Origin of the sequence: Streptomyces sp. NBRC 109706 (assembly GCF_000974485.1) — a bacterium.
GTDB lineage: Bacteria > Actinomycetota > Actinomycetes > Streptomycetales > Streptomycetaceae > Streptomyces.
In genome coordinates this window covers 430,442-450,306 of sequence record NZ_BBOM01000004.1, presented here as the reverse complement: position 1 = coordinate 450,306, position 19,865 = coordinate 430,442, and the positions used below count along the sequence as shown (strand labels likewise).

Annotated in this window: 19 protein-coding genes; 12 read left to right on the top strand and 7 right to left on the bottom strand. The window is 69.2% G+C overall.

Translation table 11 applies throughout. The features are described from left to right. Positions 1 to 31 precede the first annotated feature (31 nt). From AOM46_RS01735 to AOM46_RS33755, 4 genes are all read right to left on the bottom strand, one after another. Entirely contained in the window at positions 32 to 1,540 is a 1,509-nt protein-coding gene (locus AOM46_RS01735; RefSeq protein WP_234313585.1) for a tyrosine-type recombinase/integrase, read from the bottom strand. Between the two features lie 50 nt (positions 1,541 to 1,590). Beyond that, a complete protein-coding gene (locus AOM46_RS31500; protein WP_078856380.1) occupies positions 1,591 to 1,827 on the bottom strand; it encodes an AlpA family transcriptional regulator in 237 nt (78 codons plus the stop codon). A 105-nt stretch (positions 1,828 to 1,932) separates the two neighbouring features. Next, a complete protein-coding gene (locus tag AOM46_RS01730) occupies positions 1,933 to 2,823 on the bottom strand; it encodes a DNA methyltransferase (protein WP_062206260.1) in 891 nt (296 codons plus the stop codon). 40 nt (positions 2,824 to 2,863) lie between these two features. Next, complete coding sequence (locus tag AOM46_RS33755) at positions 2,864 to 3,127, bottom strand: hypothetical protein (protein WP_158920188.1); 264 nt, start codon at positions 3,125 to 3,127, stop codon at positions 2,864 to 2,866. A 771-nt stretch (positions 3,128 to 3,898) separates the two neighbouring features. On the opposite strand from AOM46_RS33755, the gene AOM46_RS01720 reads away from it, so the two are divergent. The 12 genes from AOM46_RS01720 (at position 3,899) to AOM46_RS01665 (ending at position 16,703) form a co-directional block, all read left to right on the top strand. Beyond that, positions 3,899 to 4,708: a sigma-70 family RNA polymerase sigma factor gene (locus tag AOM46_RS01720; protein WP_062204514.1), complete on the top strand. Its 810-nt coding sequence runs from the start codon at positions 3,899 to 3,901 to the stop codon at positions 4,706 to 4,708. Positions 4,709 to 5,035: 327 nt separating this feature from the next. Beyond that, positions 5,036 to 5,329 (top strand): pilin, encoded by a 294-nt coding sequence (locus tag AOM46_RS01715; RefSeq protein WP_370592621.1) that lies wholly within the window; start codon positions 5,036 to 5,038, stop codon positions 5,327 to 5,329. Next, the gene (locus AOM46_RS01710) at positions 5,326 to 6,918 is read left to right on the top strand and encodes a hypothetical protein (RefSeq protein WP_062204510.1); all 1,593 of its coding nucleotides are present in this window, start codon (positions 5,326 to 5,328) and stop codon (positions 6,916 to 6,918) included. Before AOM46_RS01715 ends, AOM46_RS01710 begins: the two co-directional genes overlap by 4 nt. After that, positions 6,915 to 7,811 (top strand): PrgI family protein, encoded by an 897-nt coding sequence (locus AOM46_RS01705; RefSeq protein WP_062204505.1) that lies wholly within the window; start codon positions 6,915 to 6,917, stop codon positions 7,809 to 7,811. Before AOM46_RS01710 ends, AOM46_RS01705 begins: the two co-directional genes overlap by 4 nt. Further along, a complete protein-coding gene (locus tag AOM46_RS01700; protein WP_062204503.1) occupies positions 7,808 to 9,592 on the top strand; it encodes a VirB4 family type IV secretion system protein in 1,785 nt (594 codons plus the stop codon). The genes AOM46_RS01705 and AOM46_RS01700 overlap by 4 nt, the downstream gene beginning before the upstream one ends. Before the next feature lie 194 nt (positions 9,593 to 9,786). Continuing rightward, on the top strand, positions 9,787 to 11,976 hold the full coding sequence (locus AOM46_RS01695; protein ID WP_370592620.1) for a type IV secretory system conjugative DNA transfer family protein: 2,190 nt from the start codon (positions 9,787 to 9,789) through the stop codon (positions 11,974 to 11,976). Positions 11,977 to 12,065: 89 nt separating this feature from the next. Continuing rightward, complete coding sequence (locus AOM46_RS35785) at positions 12,066 to 12,920, top strand: replication-relaxation family protein (RefSeq protein ID WP_078856378.1); 855 nt, start codon at positions 12,066 to 12,068, stop codon at positions 12,918 to 12,920. Next, positions 12,917 to 13,864 (top strand): bifunctional lytic transglycosylase/C40 family peptidase, encoded by a 948-nt coding sequence (locus AOM46_RS01685; protein ID WP_062204488.1) that lies wholly within the window; start codon positions 12,917 to 12,919, stop codon positions 13,862 to 13,864. Before AOM46_RS35785 ends, AOM46_RS01685 begins: the two co-directional genes overlap by 4 nt. Before the next feature lie 115 nt (positions 13,865 to 13,979). Continuing rightward, positions 13,980 to 14,303, top strand: coding sequence for a hypothetical protein (locus AOM46_RS01680; protein ID WP_062204485.1), 324 nt, complete (start codon positions 13,980 to 13,982; stop codon positions 14,301 to 14,303). Next, complete coding sequence (locus AOM46_RS01675; RefSeq protein ID WP_062204483.1) at positions 14,300 to 15,508, top strand: hypothetical protein; 1,209 nt, start codon at positions 14,300 to 14,302, stop codon at positions 15,506 to 15,508. Before AOM46_RS01680 ends, AOM46_RS01675 begins: the two co-directional genes overlap by 4 nt. Beyond that, positions 15,505 to 16,086, top strand: coding sequence for a hypothetical protein (locus tag AOM46_RS01670; protein WP_062204480.1), 582 nt, complete (start codon positions 15,505 to 15,507; stop codon positions 16,084 to 16,086). The genes AOM46_RS01675 and AOM46_RS01670 overlap by 4 nt, the downstream gene beginning before the upstream one ends. After that, positions 16,086 to 16,703, top strand: coding sequence for a hypothetical protein (locus AOM46_RS01665; protein ID WP_062204476.1), 618 nt, complete (start codon positions 16,086 to 16,088; stop codon positions 16,701 to 16,703). The genes AOM46_RS01670 and AOM46_RS01665 overlap by 1 nt, the downstream gene beginning before the upstream one ends. A gap of 517 nt (positions 16,704 to 17,220) precedes the next feature. Here AOM46_RS01665 and AOM46_RS01660 read toward each other — a convergent pair. The 3 genes from AOM46_RS01660 to AOM46_RS01650 form a co-directional block, all read right to left on the bottom strand. Beyond that, positions 17,221 to 18,246: a phosphotransferase enzyme family protein gene (locus tag AOM46_RS01660; RefSeq protein WP_078856377.1), complete on the bottom strand. Its 1,026-nt coding sequence runs from the start codon at positions 18,244 to 18,246 to the stop codon at positions 17,221 to 17,223. 181 nt (positions 18,247 to 18,427) lie between these two features. Then, the gene (locus AOM46_RS01655) at positions 18,428 to 19,096 is read right to left on the bottom strand and encodes a hypothetical protein (protein WP_062204471.1); all 669 of its coding nucleotides are present in this window, start codon (positions 19,094 to 19,096) and stop codon (positions 18,428 to 18,430) included. A gap of 22 nt (positions 19,097 to 19,118) precedes the next feature. Continuing rightward, positions 19,119 to 19,835, bottom strand: a complete 717-nt coding sequence (locus AOM46_RS01650; RefSeq protein WP_062204468.1) for a DUF317 domain-containing protein — start codon at positions 19,833 to 19,835, stop codon at positions 19,119 to 19,121. Positions 19,836 to 19,865: the final 30 nt, after the last annotated feature.

The following is a 19,865-nucleotide window of genomic DNA, read 5'->3' as shown; positions in this document are numbered from 1 at the left end:
CCAGGGGCGCGTCTCCTTCCCTACCCGTTGCCTATCCGCGTTTCCGCAGGTCAGCTCGGGTATTCGCCACGAGCCGCAGATGGCGGGGGTGGGGGAACTCGGCGACACTCACGTTGGTTGTGTGCTCTTTGTCGTGAGGGGATTCGGTTGCCCACGGTGAATACGCGGAACAATCCGCCAGCAGGTCTTCCGTGAGGTCCTCTTCGGTGGGGTAGAGCGTTGTGAGGTCCTGGGCCTGTTCGATCCGTTTGAGGAGTTCGGCTTGCTGGCCGGTGACGCAGTGGGCGTAGGTGGACAGTAGGACGGGGACGCTGTTGCCGGCCCAGGCGGCGACCTGGGCGGGTGGGATGCCGGCGTTGAGCCAGCCGGTCAGGCAGGTGTGGCGCAGGTCGTAGATGCGGCGGGCCAGGGGCGAGTCATGCTCGGCGTCGGTGAGTTCGCTTTTCCGTGCCGATCTCCACATCCGCCGGATGACCGAGCCGGCCAGTTCCCCGCCCTCGGCGCCCTGGAAGAGACGGTCGGTCGGGGCGAGTTTTTCGCGGGTGATGTGGTCCCGCAGGATGCGCACCAGGGCCGGGTGGCAGGGAACGGGGCGCGTCTCCCCCGCCGCGCGGCCCTTGAGGCCGCGCTCCTCGTAGCGGTGTCCGGTGTCCGTCCACTGCCCGCCGACTTCGGGTGTCGCGGTGTGCAGCACAAGCTCCCCCCATCGGTCCGGAACGTCTTGCCCGGGGAGGCGGATGTCGGCGACGCGTAGCGCGACGGCTTCCTCGGGGCGTGCGGCGGCGTAGTAGAGGGTGGCGAAGAACGCGTGCAGACGCGGGCCGCCGCGCGGCCGGCTCCTGACGCGGGCCAGGAGCCGGGCGGCCTGTTGGGTGTTGGGGAGGCTGCGTTTGTCGACGGTGTTGGCGGGCTTGCGCGCGGTGGCGGAACGGCCCTTGGGGAGTGGGTTGGTGTGCAGGACGCGGCGGCTGATGGCCAAGGTCAGTACGACGTTGAGGACCCGTCGGGTGCGCCGGACGCTGGAGGCGGCCACTGGGGTGCCGTCGAGTTTCAGGTCGAGCGCGGCCAACAGACGGTGGACGGCCGCCGGGTCTTCCCAGACGGCCATGGTGGGAGTGTTGCGTCGTACCCATTCCAGGATGCGCACGACATCGTCGGGGGCTTGGGAGCGTCGGCTTCGGTTGAAGGCATATTCCCGAAGAGCGGTCCGAACGGCGACCGGCTGATAGGTGACGGGCTGTTTTTTCAGGAGGGCCATGGTGGTGGCCATAAGAACCTTCGCCGTGGTCTTCCTGGTGTTCCCCGAAGTGTGGGCCCAGCGTTCGTCGACAAAGGCGATGGCGAAGTCGTACCAGGAGATACCTGCGGCCGACGACTCGTAGTTGATGGGCAATCCGGAGAGGACGAGAAAGGGAGTGCCCTTCTTGGTGGCGGCGAGTAGTTCCGCACGGAAGGCATCCGCCTGCGCGGCATTCGCGAACGACTCACGGAACTCTTTACCGTTGACGCACCACCGCACCGAATGCGTCGTCTTCCGCACCCCCTGGTAGACGGAGGTCTTCCAGATCCTGACGTCGTAACTGGTCGGCGTCACCTCGCCACCTCCTCACGACCGGCAAGCCAACTGTCGAGTTCCGCACGCCGCACACGCAGAGCCCCACTGGGCAAGCGCAGGCACTGCGGGGCACGCCGTTTCTGTCGCCAGTCATAGAAAGTCGAGCGGGAAACCTGTAGCTCCGAACAGACCTGTTCCACCGTCAGCAAGCGACCCAGTGCGGATTTCCTGTCCACTTGCTTCCGATTCTCGCCCCCTTGGTTTTCCCTCATGAACCGTCACCGACTTCCCTGTTAGCGACCAGTGGTCGAATTCCGTTTCCCCTTCCCATGGACGCTCGCCAGCACGAATACCCGCAATCACCCATTCCGGTCCGGTCAGGAATGAGCACAAACCCGTGTGCGCACGCCATGTGCAGGCACATCACACTTCGACCGCTGGTGATGGGTAGCAAGACCGGGTTTGCGGAAGATGAGGACGTCTTCGTGGACGATGAGGTGCAGGGGCACACCTCGGCGGCGGGCATCGCTGACGTTCTTCAGCTGGAAGAACGACGGCCGGAGCACGAGGTGGTCGTCGCGGATGCCCGCCAGGAGGGCGACACAGCGTTCGACGAGAGTGAGCCCGGCGGCTTGGCCGCAGGTCGCGACGGTGGTGGGAAAGTCGACAAGTTCGCCGCGTTCCCGCCACGGCCGCGCCGTGACGACAACCGTGCCGCCCGGGCGTAGCAGTCGGTGGGTGTGGCGCAGGATCTGGGTGAAGGCCGTCTGGAGGCGGTCGTTGGTGGTGTGGGCGAGGTTGCGCGGGTCGTTGCCGTAGCGGTGGTTCCACTTGACGACGCCTCCGCTGCCCGTGGTGAGCGCACGCCCGTGGACGGAGTTGCCGTAAGGAGGTGAGGTGACGGCCAGGGCGATCCGCCCGTGATGGGCCTCGTCGACGTGGTCGGGCAGGTGGCGGGCGTCGCCGTGAATCACCGCGCCATAGCGCTCCCCAGCGGTGGTGAGAATGTGGCGGACGTTGGTTCGGGCGAGGTGGGCCCAGCGGCGCTCGAACTCCACGCCCAGGGCGTCGCGCCCCTGATGGATGGCTTCGACGAGGGTGGTGCCGATGCCGCACATGGGGTCCAGGACGAGGTCGCCGGGTTGGCTGTAGCGGCGGATGGCGTGGGCGGCGATGGCCGGGAGCATCTTCGCCGGATGCGCCGAGCTTCCCGCGAGGTAGCGGCCATGGCGTTGCACGGGTGCGGTGGTGGGTGCGGTGTTCCACACGGAGTAGGGCACGGGCGGTCTTCTCCTTCGAGGGGTGGGTTCAGGCGGGGGTGAAGACCAAGAGGTCGGTGTGGATGGTCCGATGGCGCCAGGTGGCGCCCTGAGTGTGTGGCGGCGGGGCGTCCGGGGTGGGGTGGAGGCGACCGTCGTGGGCGAAGGCGTGGACGACCAGGATGTGTTGGCGGTAGGCGAACCCGGCGCCGCGAGCTGCGGCGACCACCTGCCCACAGGGGTCGATCAACTCCCCGCCCGCCTCGTGGTGCTGCCGGCAGGCGACCAGCAACATGCCGGTGGAATCAGACAACAGGCGGTACGTCCGATAGAAGAAGCCCGGCAGGCGATCCGATGGCCCGCCCAACGGGATGTGGTGTGGCAGTTGCGCCAGGAGAACGGGAGCGCCGCGCCTGATGTCGGCACTCTTCGAGGCGCGCACGTAGGTGTGGGCGTCCATGCCCAGGCGTGTGTCCTGAACGTCCAGACACAGCAACGGCACCGGAGCACGGCGCGGGCCGTGCTGGGTGAACTCGCGACGGACGCGGTCGATCGCCCATCGGGGCAGGAGCGGACCGGGCGGGTCGTCAGTGCGCTGGCCGGGCTTTCCGGCGGGAGAGGGCGGTGCCAGCCACACGGCGGGGGGCGGCATCGAACTCGGGTGACGAGGCGCGGGGACAGGGGCTGCGGCCATGGCGCGGTGCGTGGACGGGGGCGCGGTCTCGTGCTGACACCCCTCATAGGGAAACCGGACACCCCACCGTGCCAGCCCCGGCCGCAGGTTCCCTCGAACGCAGCACCCCCGCACACTGATGGCAAAGAGGCTGGTCAGGGGCGGAAACGCAACGCGGTTCCGGAGGCGGACCGCAGAGCGCTTGGCTCGCTCCGGGGCGTTGATCCGGCGTGCGGTCCGGACTTTTTCGGGATTCTTCGCGCCTCTTCTCAGCTCGTCACGTTCACGGGTCGCCGCTGGTCAGGGGCCCGTTCGCCATGCACGGTGCGCGCGGCTGGCGAGGAGGTGGCACGAGGGTGGTCCGGCCGGCGTGGGGTGGTCGCTCGGGTGTGGCGGGGGTGGTTGGCAGTGATGGCGGTGTTCGTGCACCACCGATCGCTGCTGGAGGCGTTCATGCACCGTCGAATGTCCGGATCACCCGAGCCGGAGCGGGCCGGGATGCGGGAGATCTTCTCTCCGTTGGATGAGTTGGACCGGGTGTTCCTGGAGTTGGGGGAGGGAGGTCGTCCGGTGCGGTTGCCGCTGCCGGACGAGGAGGGTCCTGGGCTGGAGGTGGGCGAGCTGCGCGTGGAGTTGGCGCATCCGGCCACAAGCCCGGAGCGCAGGGCACACATCTGGAGTGCGGCCGTCGCACGGGCACGGCGGAGTGGGGAGCCGTGGGTGACCGTGGTCGCCGGGTTCGCGGTGCCGGTGCTGCGTCGCGTGCTGTCACGGGTCCCGCGCGGCTATGTGGAGCGTGGCGAGATCGAGCAGGAGATGTTGGCGGCGCTGATGGCCGCGCTGCGGAATCTCGATCCGTCGGATCCGCAGCTGGACCGGGAACTGTTCCGGGCCGCCGACCGGGCGGCGCACCGGGCCGTGTATGCGGCAACCCGGCGAGCACACAACACGGTTCACGCGCTGGAGGATCGGCCGATGGACCCGGCGTTGTTCCAGGCGTCGGAGGGCGGGGACGAGTACCTGGTGCTGTGGCGGGCCGTGCAGGACAGGGTGTTGACCTGCCGGCAGGCACGGATCATCGCACTGACGCGGTTGAACGGGGAGTCGATGACGGCGGTGGCCCACGAGTGGCGGGTCAGTCGACGGCATCTGTACCGCCTCCGGGAGCAGGCCGAGACGCGGCTGGCCGAGCACCTGACCAATGAGTCGCGGTTGCGATAGTGGTTGCGATAAGGGCGGCTGACCTGCGGTTTGGCACAGCCGACGGGGTCATTTCTCTATAGAGGGTGCACACCCGGACCGGCCCGGATCGGTGACCGGTCGGGCCGGGTGTCCGCCTTCTTCGGTGGTGGCCGGGCCCCTTTGGGCTCGTGCTGACACCCGAGTCGTTTCCCCCTTCTGCCTCCTGTGGAAAGGAGTGCGTGCTGGCGGGTGCGACCCGGTCGCCGCTGAAGAGGGCTGCTTGTCGCCGTTCGGCGCGCTGCCCTGTTGGAGGTGTCCCCTGTGTTGTTCGACTCCGTATCCGCCCGCCGACGCCGTCTGGGGTTGGTGTCGCTGTTCGCCGGTGTGTTGGTGCTGGCCGGTGCCGGGGTGGCCTGGGGGGCGGAGCGCTCGATCGAGGCCGTGGTGGTCAATCTGACCACGTGGATCGTGGGGATCGTGGCCCTGTTGGCGACGCTGTTCCTGACGATCGGTGGCCTGCGTTACCTGATGGCGGGCGGGGACCCCGGGGAGATCGAGGCGGCGAAACGGGCGTTGAAAGCCTCCGCGATCGGCTACGGCATCGTCATCCTCGCCCCCGTCCTCGTGTCGGTGCTCAAAGGCATCGTGGGGGGCGCGTGAGCCTGCCGCGCCGCGCCGTCACGGTGGCTGGTCTGCTCCTCGCGCTGCCGGTCGTGCTCGCCCTGTGGGTGTTGACGCCCGCCGCGATGGCCGACCCCGCCGAGCCCGAGCCCGGTCCTGCCCCCGGGCCACCGCCTCACCCCGAGGCGCCGTTTCCGCCGGAACCGGCCCCGGAGTCCGAGCCGGTCGTTCCGGGTCTGTCGCCGTCCGCCGAGGACCTCGGTGATCTGCCGTCGGAGGGAGATGGTGGCGGGGGCGGGTGGTTCGACAACTGGTTCGGTGGCCTGTTCGGCGGGGGCTGGTTCGACCTTCCGGGCACGATCAGCGACGCGATCATGGACTTCATCGCGGAGTTGATCGAGTCGGCGGCCGAACCGTTCCTCGGCCTGCTGGGCGAGACGCTGCTGGCCACCCCGGCCATGTCCACCCATCCCGTGTTGGTGGAAATGTGGACGACGTCCTGGGGCCTGGCTCTCGGTTCGTATGTGCTGCTGGTGATGGCCGGCGGGCTGACGTTGATGGGCTACGAGACGGTCCAGACCCGGTACGCGGTCAAGCAGATCGCCCCCCGGATCGTCCTCGGAGTGGTGGCCGCCAGCCTCTCCCTCCTCGTGGTGGGGCAGGCCATCGACCTGTCCAACGCACTGTCGACCGCGATCCTAGGCTCGGACGCGGACGGGCTCGGCGAGGGCCTGGCCCGGATGCTGCTGGGGGACACTCTCGGCGGGGGCAACCCTGTCCATCTTCTCGTCCTGGCACTGGTGTTGCTGGTGCTGGTCGCCGGGGTGCTGGTCGGCTACCTGGTCCGCGTCGCCGTGATCGCACTACTCGCCGTCTCCGGGCCGCTCGCCCTGGCCTGCCACGGACTCCCCCAGACCGAGGGCGTCGCCAAACTGTGGTGGCGCGCCCTGGCCGGCGCGTTGGTCATCCAGGTGGCGCAGTCCACGGCCCTCGCGGTGGGGCTGCGGCTGTTCTTCGCTCCGGGAAACTCGCTTCTGGTGCCGGCCGGGCCGGGGCAGTTGGGGACGTTGCTGGCCGGGCTGTGCATGTTCTGGGTGCTGTGGAAGATCCCCGGGTGGGCCACGCAGGTCATCTTGCGCGGCACGCCGGCCACCGTGCCGCACGCCCCGGCGCCGGTGCGGATGCTGCGCGGCGCGGCGTTGGCCATGCTGCTGCACCGCTACCTACCCGCCCGCCCCACCCCGACGCGGCCCACACCAGCCACCACCGGTCGCCTCCTGCCGCCCCCTTCGGCAGGGGGAAGGGGTCGGCCGCCCACGAACCCACCTGGGCCCGGTGCGCCCCCGACGCCGAAGCCCGTCAAGCCCGCGCCAGCGCTCGTGCCTTCAGCACGGACCAGCCCGCAACCGGCCTCTTCCGGCTCTGCGGTGAGCCGCACCGCGCCACCCCCGAAATCCTCCGCAGGGCCACCGGCGGTGCCGACATCCTTCCGTCCTCCCGTCCCCGAGGCGCCCCGTACCACGCCGACGCGTCGGGCGACCGGTCCGGTCGACCACGCCTCGCCGCTCTTCCGCGCGCCCGAGCCCGACGCCGCACCCCGTACCTCGTCCGAAAGGCAGAAGAGTTGAGTCACTCGGTCCGCATCCCCGCCGACATCGAACGTGAGGACCGCATCCTGGGCCCGCTCACCGCGCGGCAGACGGCGATCGTGGGCGGCGGGGCCCTGTTGCTGTACGGCGGGTACTGGATGGCCAGGCCCCTCCTGGGCGTTGTGCCGTTCCTGGTCATCGCCGTCCCAGCGGCCGGCGCGCTCATGGCCATCGCGCTGGGGCGGCGCGAGGGCATCAGCATGGACCGCTTCGCACTCGCAGCCCTGGCCCATCTCAAAGCGCCCAAGCGCCAGGTCCACGCGCCCGAAGGGGGCCCGGCGCTGCCGGACTTCCTCAGCAAGAGCCTGGTCAGAGCGGCCGGCCCGCCCCCAGTGGCCGCCGAACTCCCCTGTCGGGGAGTGGACGATGCCGGAGTCCTGAACGTTGGGCGGGATGGCAGCGTGGCGTTGGCGGAGTGCACGACGGTGAACTTCGGCCTGCGCAGCGCGGCGGAACAGGCCGAGCTGACCGGCGTCTTCGCGCGGTGGCTCAATTCGCTGACCGGCCCCACCCAGATCGTGTTGCGCTCCCACCCGGTGGACCTCAAGCCGGCCGCCGAGGCCGTACACAGCGCCGGCGACCAGCTGCACCATCCGGAGTTGGCAGCCGCCGCGCGTGCCCACGCCGACTACCTCGCCCGGCTCGGAGCCGCATGCGAGGTGCAACGCCGCCAGATCCTCGTGGCCGCCCGCGAGCCGGACCGCAGAGTCTCCGCGGGCAACCGCGCCCGTCAACGTCTCGCCGAGGCCACCAACGTACTGGCCGGCGCCGACATCGACGCCCGCCCGATGAACGCCGCCGAAACGTCCACCACCGTGCGCGACGCCTGCCAACCCTCCGATACGCGTCGCGTTGAGGACGGTGACCGATGACCCGACCCTGGCGAACTCGTTCCACCCATGAGATCTCCACCGTCCAGGCCAAGGAGTTGCTCGAACCCGTCGGACCGCCCGCGATCGAGATCCGGGCACACCACGTGAAGCTGGACCATGGCCTGGCCCAGACCCTGGTGGTGACGGGCTATCCCGCCGAGGTGGCGCCGGGCTGGCTGTCCCCGTTGCTCAACCACCCCGGACGCGTGGACATCGCCCTGCATATCGAGCCGGTACCCACCAGCGTCGCCGCCTCCAGCCTGAAGAAACAGCGCGCCCGCCTGGAATCCACCCGCCGTAGCGGCCTGCACCACGGACAACTCGACGACCCCGAGAGCGAGGCAGCCGCAGCCGACGCCGCCGAACTCGCCTACCGCATCGCACGCGGCGAATCCCGACTCTTCCGCGTCGGCCTCTACCTGACCGTCCACGCCCCGGACGAGCAGCACCTGGCGGACGAGACCGCCGCCGTGCGCGCGGTGGCCGAGTCCCTGCTGATGAACGTGGAACCCACGACCTTCCGCGCACTGCCCGGCTGGCTGGCCACCCGACCTCTCGGGTTGGACACCATGCGGGTGCGCCGCACCCTCGACACCATCGCCCTCGCCGCGTTCTTCCCCTTCGCCAGCCCTGACCTCCCCCACCGCCCCGACAGCGAACCCGTCGCCGGCGGGGTGCTCTACGGCCTCAACGCCCTCTCCCGAACTCCCGTGTTCTGGAACCGCTTCGCCGCAAGCCTCGACAACTACAACTCGGTCACCCTGGCCCGTTCCGGCGCCGGCAAGTCCTACCTCGCCAAACTGGAGTTGCTGCGCCTGCTGTTCACCGGAGTGCGAGCCGCGGTGATCGACCCGGAGGACGAGTACCTCCGCCTGGCCAGGGCGGTCGGCGGCCACACCATCCGCCTCGGCGCCCCCGGCGTGCGGATCAACCCCTTCGACCTGCCGCGCGCAGCGGCCGACGAGGGCGAGACCCTGGTGCGCAAGGTGCTGTTCCTGCACACCTTCCTCGGCGTCCTCCTCTCCACCGAGTTGGACGCCGCCCAGAAGGCCGTGCTGGACCGCGCGCTCCTGGAGACCTACGCACGCGCCGGCATCACCACCGACACGGCCACGTTCACCAACCCGCCGCCCACCCTCGCCGACCTCCACCACATCCTCCTCGGCAACGACAGCCCTCTGGCCCACGGGCTCGCTGACCAACTCACGCCCTTTGTGACCGGTTCGCACGCCCACCTGTTCAACGGGCCCACCACCTGCGAACTGTCCGGGCACCTCCTGGTCTTCTCCGTCCGACGACTCCCGGAGGAAGTCCGCGCGCCCGCCATGGTCCTCGCCCTGGACGCGCTGTGGCGTCGCGTCACCACCGGACCGAAACAGCGGCACCTGATCATGGTCGACGAGGCATGGCTCCTGATGCGCGAACCGGAAGGCAGCAGGTTCCTCTTCCGGCTGGCCAAGTCAGGCCGCCGTCACTGGTGCGGACTGGCCCTCGTCACCCAGGACGCCGACGACGTCCTCGCCTCACCCCTGGGCCGGGCCATCGTCTCCAACGCCGCCACCCAACTCCTCCTACGCCAGTCCGCCCAAGCGATCGACCCCATCGCCGAGACCTTCCTCCTCTCCCGAGGCGAACGCGACTTCCTGCTGACCGCCCGCAAAGGCGAGGCGCTACTCCTCGGCAGCCACCGCCACCGAGCCGCCATCAACACGGTCGCCTCGCCTCACGAGCACGAACTGATCACCACCGACCCCGCCGAACTCGCCGGGCGGGATACGTGAACTCCCCCTGGATGACGAACTTCCTCACCGACCCGTTCTCGTTCTGGCCCGCCCTCATCAACAACGCATGGGGGATTCTGAGCAGCCGTTGGGAACTGCTTGCCCTGGCCACGGCCACCGGCGTGACCACTCTCGTCGCGCGCTCGCTCCTGGCTCGGAGACGGGCCAAGGCATTCGCGCGAGGAGCGCGCTGTGTGACCATCCAAGCCCCACCCCAGGTGACCGACCACGGTGGCGAACTGCTGTGGGCCCAACTGTCCGGGCTGCTGCGCCCCTGGTGGCACCGCCTCGCCAGCGGCCAACCGCACGTCGCCTTCGAATACTCCTGGACCCACCAGGGCCTGGACATCAGGCTGTGGACACCCAACCAGGTACCCATCGCCCTGGTGCGTCAGGCCGTCGAGGCTGCCTGGCCGGGCGCCCACACCACCGTGACCGACGCGGCGGAACCCGTTCCCGCAGGCCACACCGTCACCGCCGGACGACTGAGGCTCGCCCGCCCCGAAGTGGCGACCCTGCGCACCGGACACCACGTCGACCCCTTGCGCGCTCTGCTCCAGGCCGCCGCAGGACTCAACGACGGTGAACGCGTCATCGTGCAAGTCCTGGCCCGACCGGCAACCGGACGGAGACGCCGACGCGTCAGGCGCGCCGCCCGCACGCTGAAGACCGGCCACCAACACCGGCTCACGCCTCTGCGCGGCATGGCCGCCTGGGCAGCGCACCGACCCCAACCCGCCCTGGAAGCACGACAGGACGCCGACCACCACACCGCCGTCAGACAAGCCGCCGACAAACTCACCGGCCCCCTCTGGGCCACCTCCCTCACCTACGCCGCAAGCACACCACCCGCCGCCAACGCCCGAGAAGCCGTGCGCGGGCGAGCCCACGCCATCGCGTCCGCCTTCGGGCTCTTCGCCGCCCGCAACTGGCTCGTCCGCACCCGCCTCCCCCACCCCCACCAACGCCTTAAACGACGCCACTTCCCCCATCGCGCCGCTCTGCTCTCCGTCACAGAGCTGGCCGCACTCGCCCATCTACCCACCGACCCGGACGCCCCCGGCCTGGCCCGAGCCGGAGCCCGTTCCATCCCGCCCCCCACGTCGATCCCCCCACCGAGCAGCGCCGCGCGCCCGCTGGGGCACAGCGACGCCGGCCCACGCCGCGCCATCGCCCTCCCCACCCACGCGGCACGTCACCACCTCCACCTCATGGGCGCCACCGGCTCCGGCAAGTCCACCCTGATCACCCACCTCGCCCTGGACGACGCCCGCCACCGGCGCGGCCTGATCGTCGTCGACCCCAAGGGCGACCTCGTCACCGACCTGTTGGAACGTCTCCCCGAGGACTGCGCGGAGCGCCTGGTCCTCATCGACCCCGCCGACCACCGCCCCCCGCCCTGCCTGAACGTCCTCGAAGGCGACGACAACGACATGGTGGTGGACAACATCACCGGCATCTTCCGCAGGATCTTCGCCGCCTTCTGGGGACCGCGCACCGACGACCTGATGCGCGCCAGCTGCCTGACGCTCCTGCACCACCACCGCACCACCGGCCAGGCCGTCAGCCTCGCCGACATCCCCCGCCTTCTGGCCGAACCCGCCTACCGGCTACGCATCACGCCAGGCGTCAACGACCCCCTGCTACGCGGGTTCTGGACCGGATACGACGCCCTCTCCGAACCCGCCAGGGCAGCGGTGACCGGTCCACTGATGAACAAGCTCCGTGCCTTTCTCCTGCGCGACTTCACCCGCCGCGCCATCGCCCACGGCCCCTCCACCTACCGCCTGGACAACATCCTCAACGGCGGAATCCTGCTGGCCCGCCTCCCCAAAGGAACCCTCGGCGAGGAAACCGCCCGCCTCCTGGGCTCCTTCCTCGTCGCCCGCACCTGGCAGGCCGCCACCGCCCGCGCCCACCGACCCGAGCACACCCGCGTCGACGCATCTCTCTACCTCGACGAATGCCACAACTTCCTCAACCTGCCCTACCCCCTCGAAGAGATGCTCGCCGAAGCCCGCGGCTACCGCCTCTCCCTCAACCTCGCCCACCAACACCTCGCCCAACTCCCCACCGACCTCCGCGAAGCCATCTCCACCAACGCCCGCAACAAGATCTTCTTCACCGCCTCACCCGAGGACGCCCGCGCCCTGGAACGCCACACCCAACCGAGCTTGGCCGCCCACGACCTGGCCCACCTCGGCCGCCACCAAGCCGCCGCCCGCCTCCTCACCGACAACGCCGCCACCAGCGCCTTCACCCTCACCACCAACCCCGCTCCCCCACCAACCCCCGGCCGTGCCCACCACCTGCGGCAGTCCGCGAACAGGCCGCCAACTACGGCGACGGCTTCTTCCCCCACAACACGGGAGACCCTCACGTGAACCCCCCGCGCTCCCGCTACGTCCCCCGCACCGCACTCCAACGCGGCCGACCCCATCGAGGCCGCGAGACCGCCACACTCGCCGGCCGGATGACACCCCGGGACATGTGGCTGCTGGAGATGCTCCACGAGCACCGCGTCCTCACCTCTCACCACATCACCGCGCTCTGGAACACCAGCCACCGCGTCACCAACCGACGCCTACGCCAGCTCCACCAACTCCACGTCCTCGACTCCTTCCGACCCCTCACCCCACAGGGCTCCGCCCCCGAGCACTACACCCTCGGCCCCACCGGAGCCACCCTGCTCGCCGCCCACTGGGCCACCGAGACCAAACACCTCGCCTGGCGCAAGGACACCTGCACCCGCACCGCCTTCTCCCCCACCCTCGAACACGACCTCGCCACCACCACCCACCTCGTCACCCTCGCCGCCACCCACCACCACGAACCCCACGACGAGCTGACCTTGTGGATCTCCGCCCGCTCCACCACCCGCCTCTGGGGCGACCACGCCCGCCCCGACGCCTACGCCCACTGGCACCACCACGACCACGTCCTGCCGTTCTTCCTCGAACACGACACCGGCACCGAACCCCTCCACCGCGTCGAAGCCAAACTCGCCGGCTACGCCACCCTCGCCACCACGACCAACACCACCACCCCCCTCCTCATCCACACCTCAACCCCCACCCGCGAACGCCACCTTCGCCAACGCCTCGCCCCCATCGCCGCCCAGGAAAACCTCCCCATCGCCACCGCCCACACGTCCGACGACTGGCTCCCCCTCCAACCATCCACCACACAACGCCATCCTCTGAGCCGACTCGCCTCCTACTGGCCCCACCTCACCCCCGCCCTCACCCCACAAGCCCTCGAAGCCGCAGCCCACCCCACCGCCAACCGACCACCCTGGCGCCCCATCCCACCCCTACCGCCCCGGTGAAGAAGGCCATCGGCGCCACCCTCACCAGCGCCCTCGCCCTCATCATCGCGACCACAGCCGCCACCACCGGCCTCATCCACCACACCGCACACGCGGAAACGAACCCCCTCCCCAGCCGCCACGCCCTCGACGACATCCCACCCACCTACCTGGCCCTCTACCAACAAGCCGCAGCCGAATGCCCGGGACTGCCCTGGACGATCCTCGCCGCCATCGGCAAAGTCGAGACCGACCACGCCCGTCACCCCACGATGGTCTCCACCGCCGGCGCCCTCGGCCCCATGCAGTTCCTCCCCACCACCTTCGCCCTCTACGACCACCCCATCCCACCCGGCGGCTCCGACCCACCCACCCCCTGGGACCCCATCAACGCCACCCACGCAGCCGCCCGCCTCCTCTGCGCCCACGGAGCCCGCGAGGGACGCGATATCGAACGCGCCATCTGGCACTACAACCACGCCAACTGGTACGTCACCCAAGTCCTCGACCAAGCCACCCGCTACACCGCCCACCCCAACCCGACCAACACCGGCCCCGCCCCCAACCTCCAAGCCGCCATCGCCCTCGCCTACGCCCGCGACCAGATCGGCCTTCCCTACCTCTGGGGCGGCAACGGCCCCACCGCCGGCCACCCCGGCTTCGACTGCTCCGGCCTCACCCAAGCCGCCTACACCGCCGCCGGCATCCACCTCCCCCGCACCGCCGCCGACCAACACGCCGCCGGCCCCCAACTCCCACCAAGCACACCCCTCCTCCCCGGCGACCTCGTCTTCTACGGCACCCCCAACAACATCCACCACGTCGGCATCCACACCGGCAACGGCCACATGATCAACGCCCCCAGACCCGGCGAACCCATTCGCGAAGAGCCCTACCGCTACCCAGGAGACGACTACCTCGGCGCCACCAGACCCTGGGCACAGCACCTTCCGGGGCCAGGCTGAGCCAGGCCCCTGTGGCCCCAACTCGCCCCGCTTTCCCGAGCCTTCCATGCATGACAATACGCATCCGTTCGATTACAGTGATATCTCCTGTGCTCTGAGTTGCCTTGGGGGGTTGATGAGCCACAGCGATCTCTACCTGGACTACGACCGGTTGCAGGCAAACCGGGACAACATCCGCAATATTGCGCAGCTGATGGAACAGCCGTGTCAGGCGATGGCCGAGGTGGGCGGCGCGGCCATGGGGGTGTCGCGGCTGGAGCGGCGGATGGACGACTTCGGCGGGGAGTGGGAGTACGGCATCTCCCAGCTTGCCGAGTTCGCGGACGCCGCCGCCAACGGCCTGACCGAGGTGCTCAATGCCTTCCAGGCCATCGACGACGGCCTTGCCCAGGGACTCGACGACAGTGCTGGGGACGGGGAGAGGTACATCACCATATGAACTGGACCGTCCCCGTCGTCCCCGCGCCCTCACAGCAGTACGAATATCCCGCCCTGGGATTCGTGCCCTGCCCAGGGGACGCCGCCACCACCAGCCACGTGGCCCAGCAAGTACGTCAGACCACCACCGCGCTCGGCGATGTCGTCAGCCTGCTACGCGGCACCGGCGACAACGAGTGGCGCGGCTGCTCCGCCGAGGCGTGGCGCGAACAGTGGGACGACGACTTCCGCCCCAAGATCGAGGCCGCGCACGAGTCGTTCCGCATCGCGGCGATCGCCCTGGAAGAGTGGGCGAACCACATGCCCCGAGCCCAACAAGAAGCCCTCCAACTGGAGGAAGAGGCCCACGCCGCCCAGGCCCGCATCGACCGCCTGCCCACCCCCGCCGGCTTCGGCGAACTCCTCACCACCGACGCGGGCGAGGAACGCGACGAGGCCATCGCCGACGCACAGCGCGCCCAGGACGACCTCGATCGCGCGGGCGCGGACCTCGAAGCCATCCGCCAACGAGCCCACGCCCTGGCCCAGGACTACACCGAACGCGGCGAACACATCGCCGACCGCCTCGGCCACGCCATGGACATCGCCCCCAACAAACCAGGCTGGCTCTCCAGCCTCGGCGACTGGCTGGGCGGCGTCATCGAAGACGTTGTCTCCATCGCAGCCGACGTCCTCCAGAACATCGGCTCCTGGATCGCGGAGAACGCCGCCCGCATAGCCGCCATCGGCGATGTGTTGGCGGTCATGAGCACTCTGGCCGGTGTCATTTCGCTGGGTCTACAGGGAGCTGCCGCCGCGATGGTGTGGGTGCCTCCCGTCGCATTGGTCCTCGGTGCGGCATCGGCCAGCGCCGACATCGTCTCCATGGGGTTCGCCATGGGCGCTCTGGCAGCCCATGGTGTCGCCTGGCTTGGTGGGGCGGACGTGTCCGCCCGCACCTTCAGTCAGGACCTGTTCGGCACGATTCCCCTGATAGGAAAGATCAGGAACGGTGGCCGAATCGCCCATGCCGTCGGCAACAGCATCGCGACGAAGGGGCTCTCCTTCGGCGGACTGATGGACAGCATCGCCGGGACCGTAGAAAACCCCAGCGCACTCACGTACTTCATACCCACCGACGGCCGTCAAACTGGGCAGATGTTCCTTCCAGGCGGCCCACTCCTCATCGGCTTCGAGAACGCCTGGCGGCAAGGAGGCGAGGGGTGAAGGACCACGAGATCATCCAGTCGTTCGCCGGCCAGGAGCACGTCTCGCTCACCGTCGACCACGCCCCCGCCCGCGTAGTCGCCATAGCGCACGAGTACGGCTACGCTCTCGACGACTACCTCATGACGGTCCGACCAACCCGATTCCGGATGAGCTTCGTCCGTGACAACAGCGAGGAAGCACGGCGCCGCGCGGCCTGGGCGGACTACCACCACCGCACCTCCGGTGCCTGGTGGGCTTCCTGCTGGCCGACCCCACCGCCCGCCTCGGGTATCTCCCCGGACGACGCCGCCGCCTACCGCATCGCCGTCCACCAACAACGGCACCACCCATGGCGCCAACTACTCCTCGCCTTCGGCGTCCTGATGTCCCTCACCCTCATCGGGGCCTGGGCCCTCGCCAAGGCGTCGACCCCCGCCGCAGTGCTCCTGCCCCTGGTGATGGCAGGGCTCGGCGGCTGGCTCATGACATGGAGTCGACGAAAAGCACGGGCCGCGCTCCCCGAACACATCGCTTACCTTGAACAGTTCGAACGCCAGCGGGTCTACCCCTCACCTGAGCAGCCAGAAGGACGCTGATGTACGCCTACTTCGACGTCCCCGCCGCATTCCGCCCCATACCCGTCGGCATGTCGCTGGCCGAGTCCATCGACCACATCACCCAGCAGCACGAACGCTCCGGCATACCCCACCAACCGGCCGGTCTGGAGCAGCAAGCAGCGCAGCTGAACCGTCTGTCGAAAGCACTGAAAGATCTCGGCACCATCTTCTCAGGCGTCGCCGCCGGAACCATCGGTGACAGATTCTCCCTGGCGACACTGAACGTATCGGCCAACGAGTTCCGCTACGGCGACAGTGCCGAAACGGCGGCCGAAGGCGCGATGCAGGCCCTCGTCGCCGCCCGGGGAAACGCGTGGTCCGGCCAGGTCTATCCGCTGCCCTGCGGACAGCCAGCAGCAGTAGTCACCGGAGCGCGCATCTACACACTCCCCACCGTGAAACCGCCAACGGTGCCTTTCCACGAACTCCAGGCCATCATCCCAGTACCCGACGACCCCTCAATTCCCCAACAGGCCCTGCTCAACATCACATTCAGCACACCGGCCGCCACCGACTGGGACACGTATATGCCCCTGGTAGCGGATCTGCTGCGTAGCCTCGCCTTCACCACTGAGGCGGAGACCGACAATCAGTGACCCCGTCTGGCTGGGCCGCCGCAGACCCCCTCCCCACCTGAGTGGGAGGAGGCCCGGCGCCACGCCAAAGGTGTGGCGGCCAACAGCCTTCGCATCAGGCACCGCTGATGCAGCGCAGATCCTTGGCCCACGGTCCAGCGATCGGGACAGGGGGTGCGGCGGTGGTGACCAGCGCGGCGCCCCTGGTGCGAAGAGCGAGGTATCGCTACACATTCCGCCAGCAAGAAGTACCCCGTCGGCCCACGTGTGCCCGCCGCAACAATGCCTGTTCACGGAGCCCGTGAGGACACGAACACTTGAAACGTGAGCGGTTGGTACGGCCGGGAACGACCAGCCGTACCAACCACAGCGACGGATTCTGTATCAGCTCCCCTGCCGAGGGGCCGGAACGGCCGCACCCGCGCTACTCGGAACGTCGTCGGCGAGGCGGTAGCGGCGGGGGGCTGGTGAGACCTGTTGGGCGATGCCCTGCTCAGCGCCCACGAGCCGAACGATCACGTCCCGAGTTGCTTACGGATCAGCGGGGTGGTCGGGTGAGCCGCTGGCGTGCCTCCTCCAGGCGTTCTTCGTTTCCGGCAGGGGTGTCGACGCCGGTGATGTCACCGTGCAGGATCCGGCCGGCGTAGTAGAGGGTGTTGATGGTGTACCGGAAGTCCAGGATGGGTGTCAGCGCGCGTTCGATCTCTGCGCGTGGCAGGGCGTCTTGGTCCAGGTAGGCGCGGAGCAGGAGTTGCGCGCGGTCAGGGCCTTGGGCGTCCCTCACCGCCGTGGCCACGTCGTACATCCGGGGCTTGAAGCTGGCCGCGCCCCAGTCGATGAGACCGCAGTTGCCTGTGGACGGGTCGAACCGGAAGTGTTCGGGTGCTGGGTCTCCGTGCACGGGTCCCCACGTCAGCGTCTCCGGGCGGAGTCGCCGCAGTCGCGCCGTAACCGCTTCAATGGCTGGTCGGATCCATGGCCGCAGGTTCAGGGCGGCGTCATCGGGGCTATCGGCCAGCAGATCGAACTGCGACCACGCCTCACCTGGGGTGACCGGTTCCATGCCGAGGACGCCGTGGACGCGGGCGAGCGTCGCGCCCATGAGCACGGTATCGCTGTCGCTGTGGCCCTGGAGTTCGCGGCCTGCTACCCAGCGCAGAAGCGCGAGGGCGTGGTCGCCGACCGGAGTCGCCAGGTGTCCAGCGGACGATGGCACGGGCGCGCCAGCCCACATGCCCGCCTCCTCCACCTGGACCGACAGGCCCAGCCCGTAGTGGAACTGCCCCTCGGGCTCCCCTCGGGGTACGGCCTTGGCCACCCACCGGGTGTCCCCGAGGCGAACGTTCCAGGTCGCGGAGTTCATGCCGCCCATCAGGGGAGTTACCTCGACACCGGGCAAACCCCAGTGAAGTGCCAGTGCGGCGGAGATCTCCTGGCAACTCGGCACCCGCTGCGGCTCAGCATTCGAGGAGACAGCGGGATCCGAGCGGGGATGGCCGGGCAAGTCGCCGTTGGGCGACGTGGCGTGTAACGACATGGTGGTGAGGTTCTCCGGAATCGACAAGAGAACCGCCGCCAGGTACCGGCGACGGCTTCGGCCTCGTGCGCGGCACTTCACGTGCCGCGTAACGGATCACCTCACACCATGAACGGTACCGAGACGACCACGGGCGGGCCAGCGAATACCGAGGGTCGTTGGCACGGCGGGAAAGAGCAGCCGTACCAACCACCGACCGGATCCTGTATCAGCTCCCCTGACGAGGTGCTGGAACGGCCGCTCGCGCGCTGCTTGGTACGTCGTCGGCGAGGCGGTAGCGGCGTGGTGCCGGTGAAACCTGTTGGGCGATGCCCTGCTCGGTGAGGGTGGCCAGCGCGTTGGCGATGGCGCCGGAGCTTCTGCCGATAACGCGACTGATGGCGGTGGCCGTGAACTCCGAGTCCGGGTAGGCCTTCAGGTGCTCGACGACCATCTTCCGCAGTTGGCCCGGTGCGAGGCGTGTGTGGGCTTGTTCGGTGACCGGTTGTGCGGGGGTGGGCGTGCCGGTAGCGGCGCTCTCGGGGGTGACGGTGGCCGCGGAGGTGACCACCGGCGCCGGGTCCGCGTCGGTCGGGGGGTTGGTTGGCGCGGTGGGCTTGGGGGTGGGGAGGCGGTCGGGGTGGGGGTTCCAGCGGTCGGGGGTTCGGTGGTGGCCGGCGCGGGTGCCTCGGGTGCGGATGGCGAGGTTCTTCTCCTCCAGGAAGGTCAGGGCCTTTCCGGTGGTGGAGCGTGCGATGCCTGCGGCGAGGGCGAGTTCGGCTGTGGTGGCGTCGGAGTGCTGGGCGAGGGCCGCCCAGACCTTCATGAGGACTTTGGACTTCTTGTCGCTGGTGGTGGAGGGGTGAGGCAAGCGGGCTGGGTGGTCGTTGGTGGTCATGATCCGAACCTCCGTAGGTATCTCAGGCTTGCCGGATGGTGAGGTGGGGACGAACGAGCGGGTGAATGTCCTCGGTGTAGCGGGCGACAGGTTCAGGGTTGAGGAGCGCGTCGCAGAAGCTCTTGATGACGTGGGCGGGTGTGGTCGCTGAGAAGCCGGCGTACCAGAGGACGTTGGCCGAGCTGAGGGCCGCTTGGGTGTACCAGCAGAGGGTGGTGCGGAGGTCGCTGATACTGGCGCCCGTGGGGGGCGGGAAATAGCGGACCTGAAGGTGGCCAGCAGGGTTGGTGTAGGTCATCGCCCCGTCTGCTATCTCCAGGTCCCAATCGGCCTGCATCAGCTCCTCGGTGATGAGGGTGACGGAATCCGTGGGGAGAGGAATGCTTCGCTGGGTGAGAAGAGGCTCCACCGCGTCGGCGATGATCTCGGGTGGGCAGTCGCCGGTGATGACGGCTTGCCAGAGCGGGCCTTGGTCGGTTCGCCCGCGTTCCGAGATGTGCCAGGCAGTGCCTGCCTCACCGGTCAGGAGATCCTCGCAGACGTACGGGTAGGACACGCGATAGCGCTGGTCGCCCGGGTAGTAGTGGGTCGCTCCCGTGTCGTCGCGGGAGGTGAGCCAGCCCACGTGGGCCAGCAGTCCGGTAACCGGTTGCGCGTCATCGGCGCCGGCGAGATAGCGCGGGGTGACGAGGAAGTCCTCGCGACTCGGGTGGTGGGTGGGGCGTGTGGGGTCGGGCATCGGGGTGGCTCCGTTCCTGGTAACTGGCGT

What these genes read in the sequence shown, in the direction of transcription:
- AOM46_RS31500 (WP_078856380.1), bottom strand. Translation starts at nt 1,827, where the DNA reads ATGAGGGAAAACCAAGGGGGCGAGAATCGGAAGCAAGTGGACAGGAAA.
- AOM46_RS01680 (WP_062204485.1), top strand. Translation starts at nt 13,980, where the DNA reads ATGAGCCACAGCGATCTCTACCTGGACTACGACCGGTTGCAGGCAAAC.
- AOM46_RS01720 (WP_062204514.1), top strand. Translation starts at nt 3,899, where the DNA reads ATGGCGGTGTTCGTGCACCACCGATCGCTGCTGGAGGCGTTCATGCAC.
- AOM46_RS01700 (WP_062204503.1), top strand. Translation starts at nt 7,808, where the DNA reads ATGACCCGACCCTGGCGAACTCGTTCCACCCATGAGATCTCCACCGTC.
- AOM46_RS01650 (WP_062204468.1), bottom strand. Translation starts at nt 19,835, where the DNA reads ATGCCCGACCCCACACGCCCCACCCACCACCCGAGTCGCGAGGACTTC.
- AOM46_RS01665 (WP_062204476.1), top strand. Translation starts at nt 16,086, where the DNA reads ATGTACGCCTACTTCGACGTCCCCGCCGCATTCCGCCCCATACCCGTC.
- AOM46_RS01675 (WP_062204483.1), top strand. Translation starts at nt 14,300, where the DNA reads ATGAACTGGACCGTCCCCGTCGTCCCCGCGCCCTCACAGCAGTACGAA.
- AOM46_RS01655 (WP_062204471.1), bottom strand. Translation starts at nt 19,096, where the DNA reads ATGACCACCAACGACCACCCAGCCCGCTTGCCTCACCCCTCCACCACC.
- AOM46_RS35785 (WP_078856378.1), top strand. Translation starts at nt 12,066, where the DNA reads ATGACACCCCGGGACATGTGGCTGCTGGAGATGCTCCACGAGCACCGC.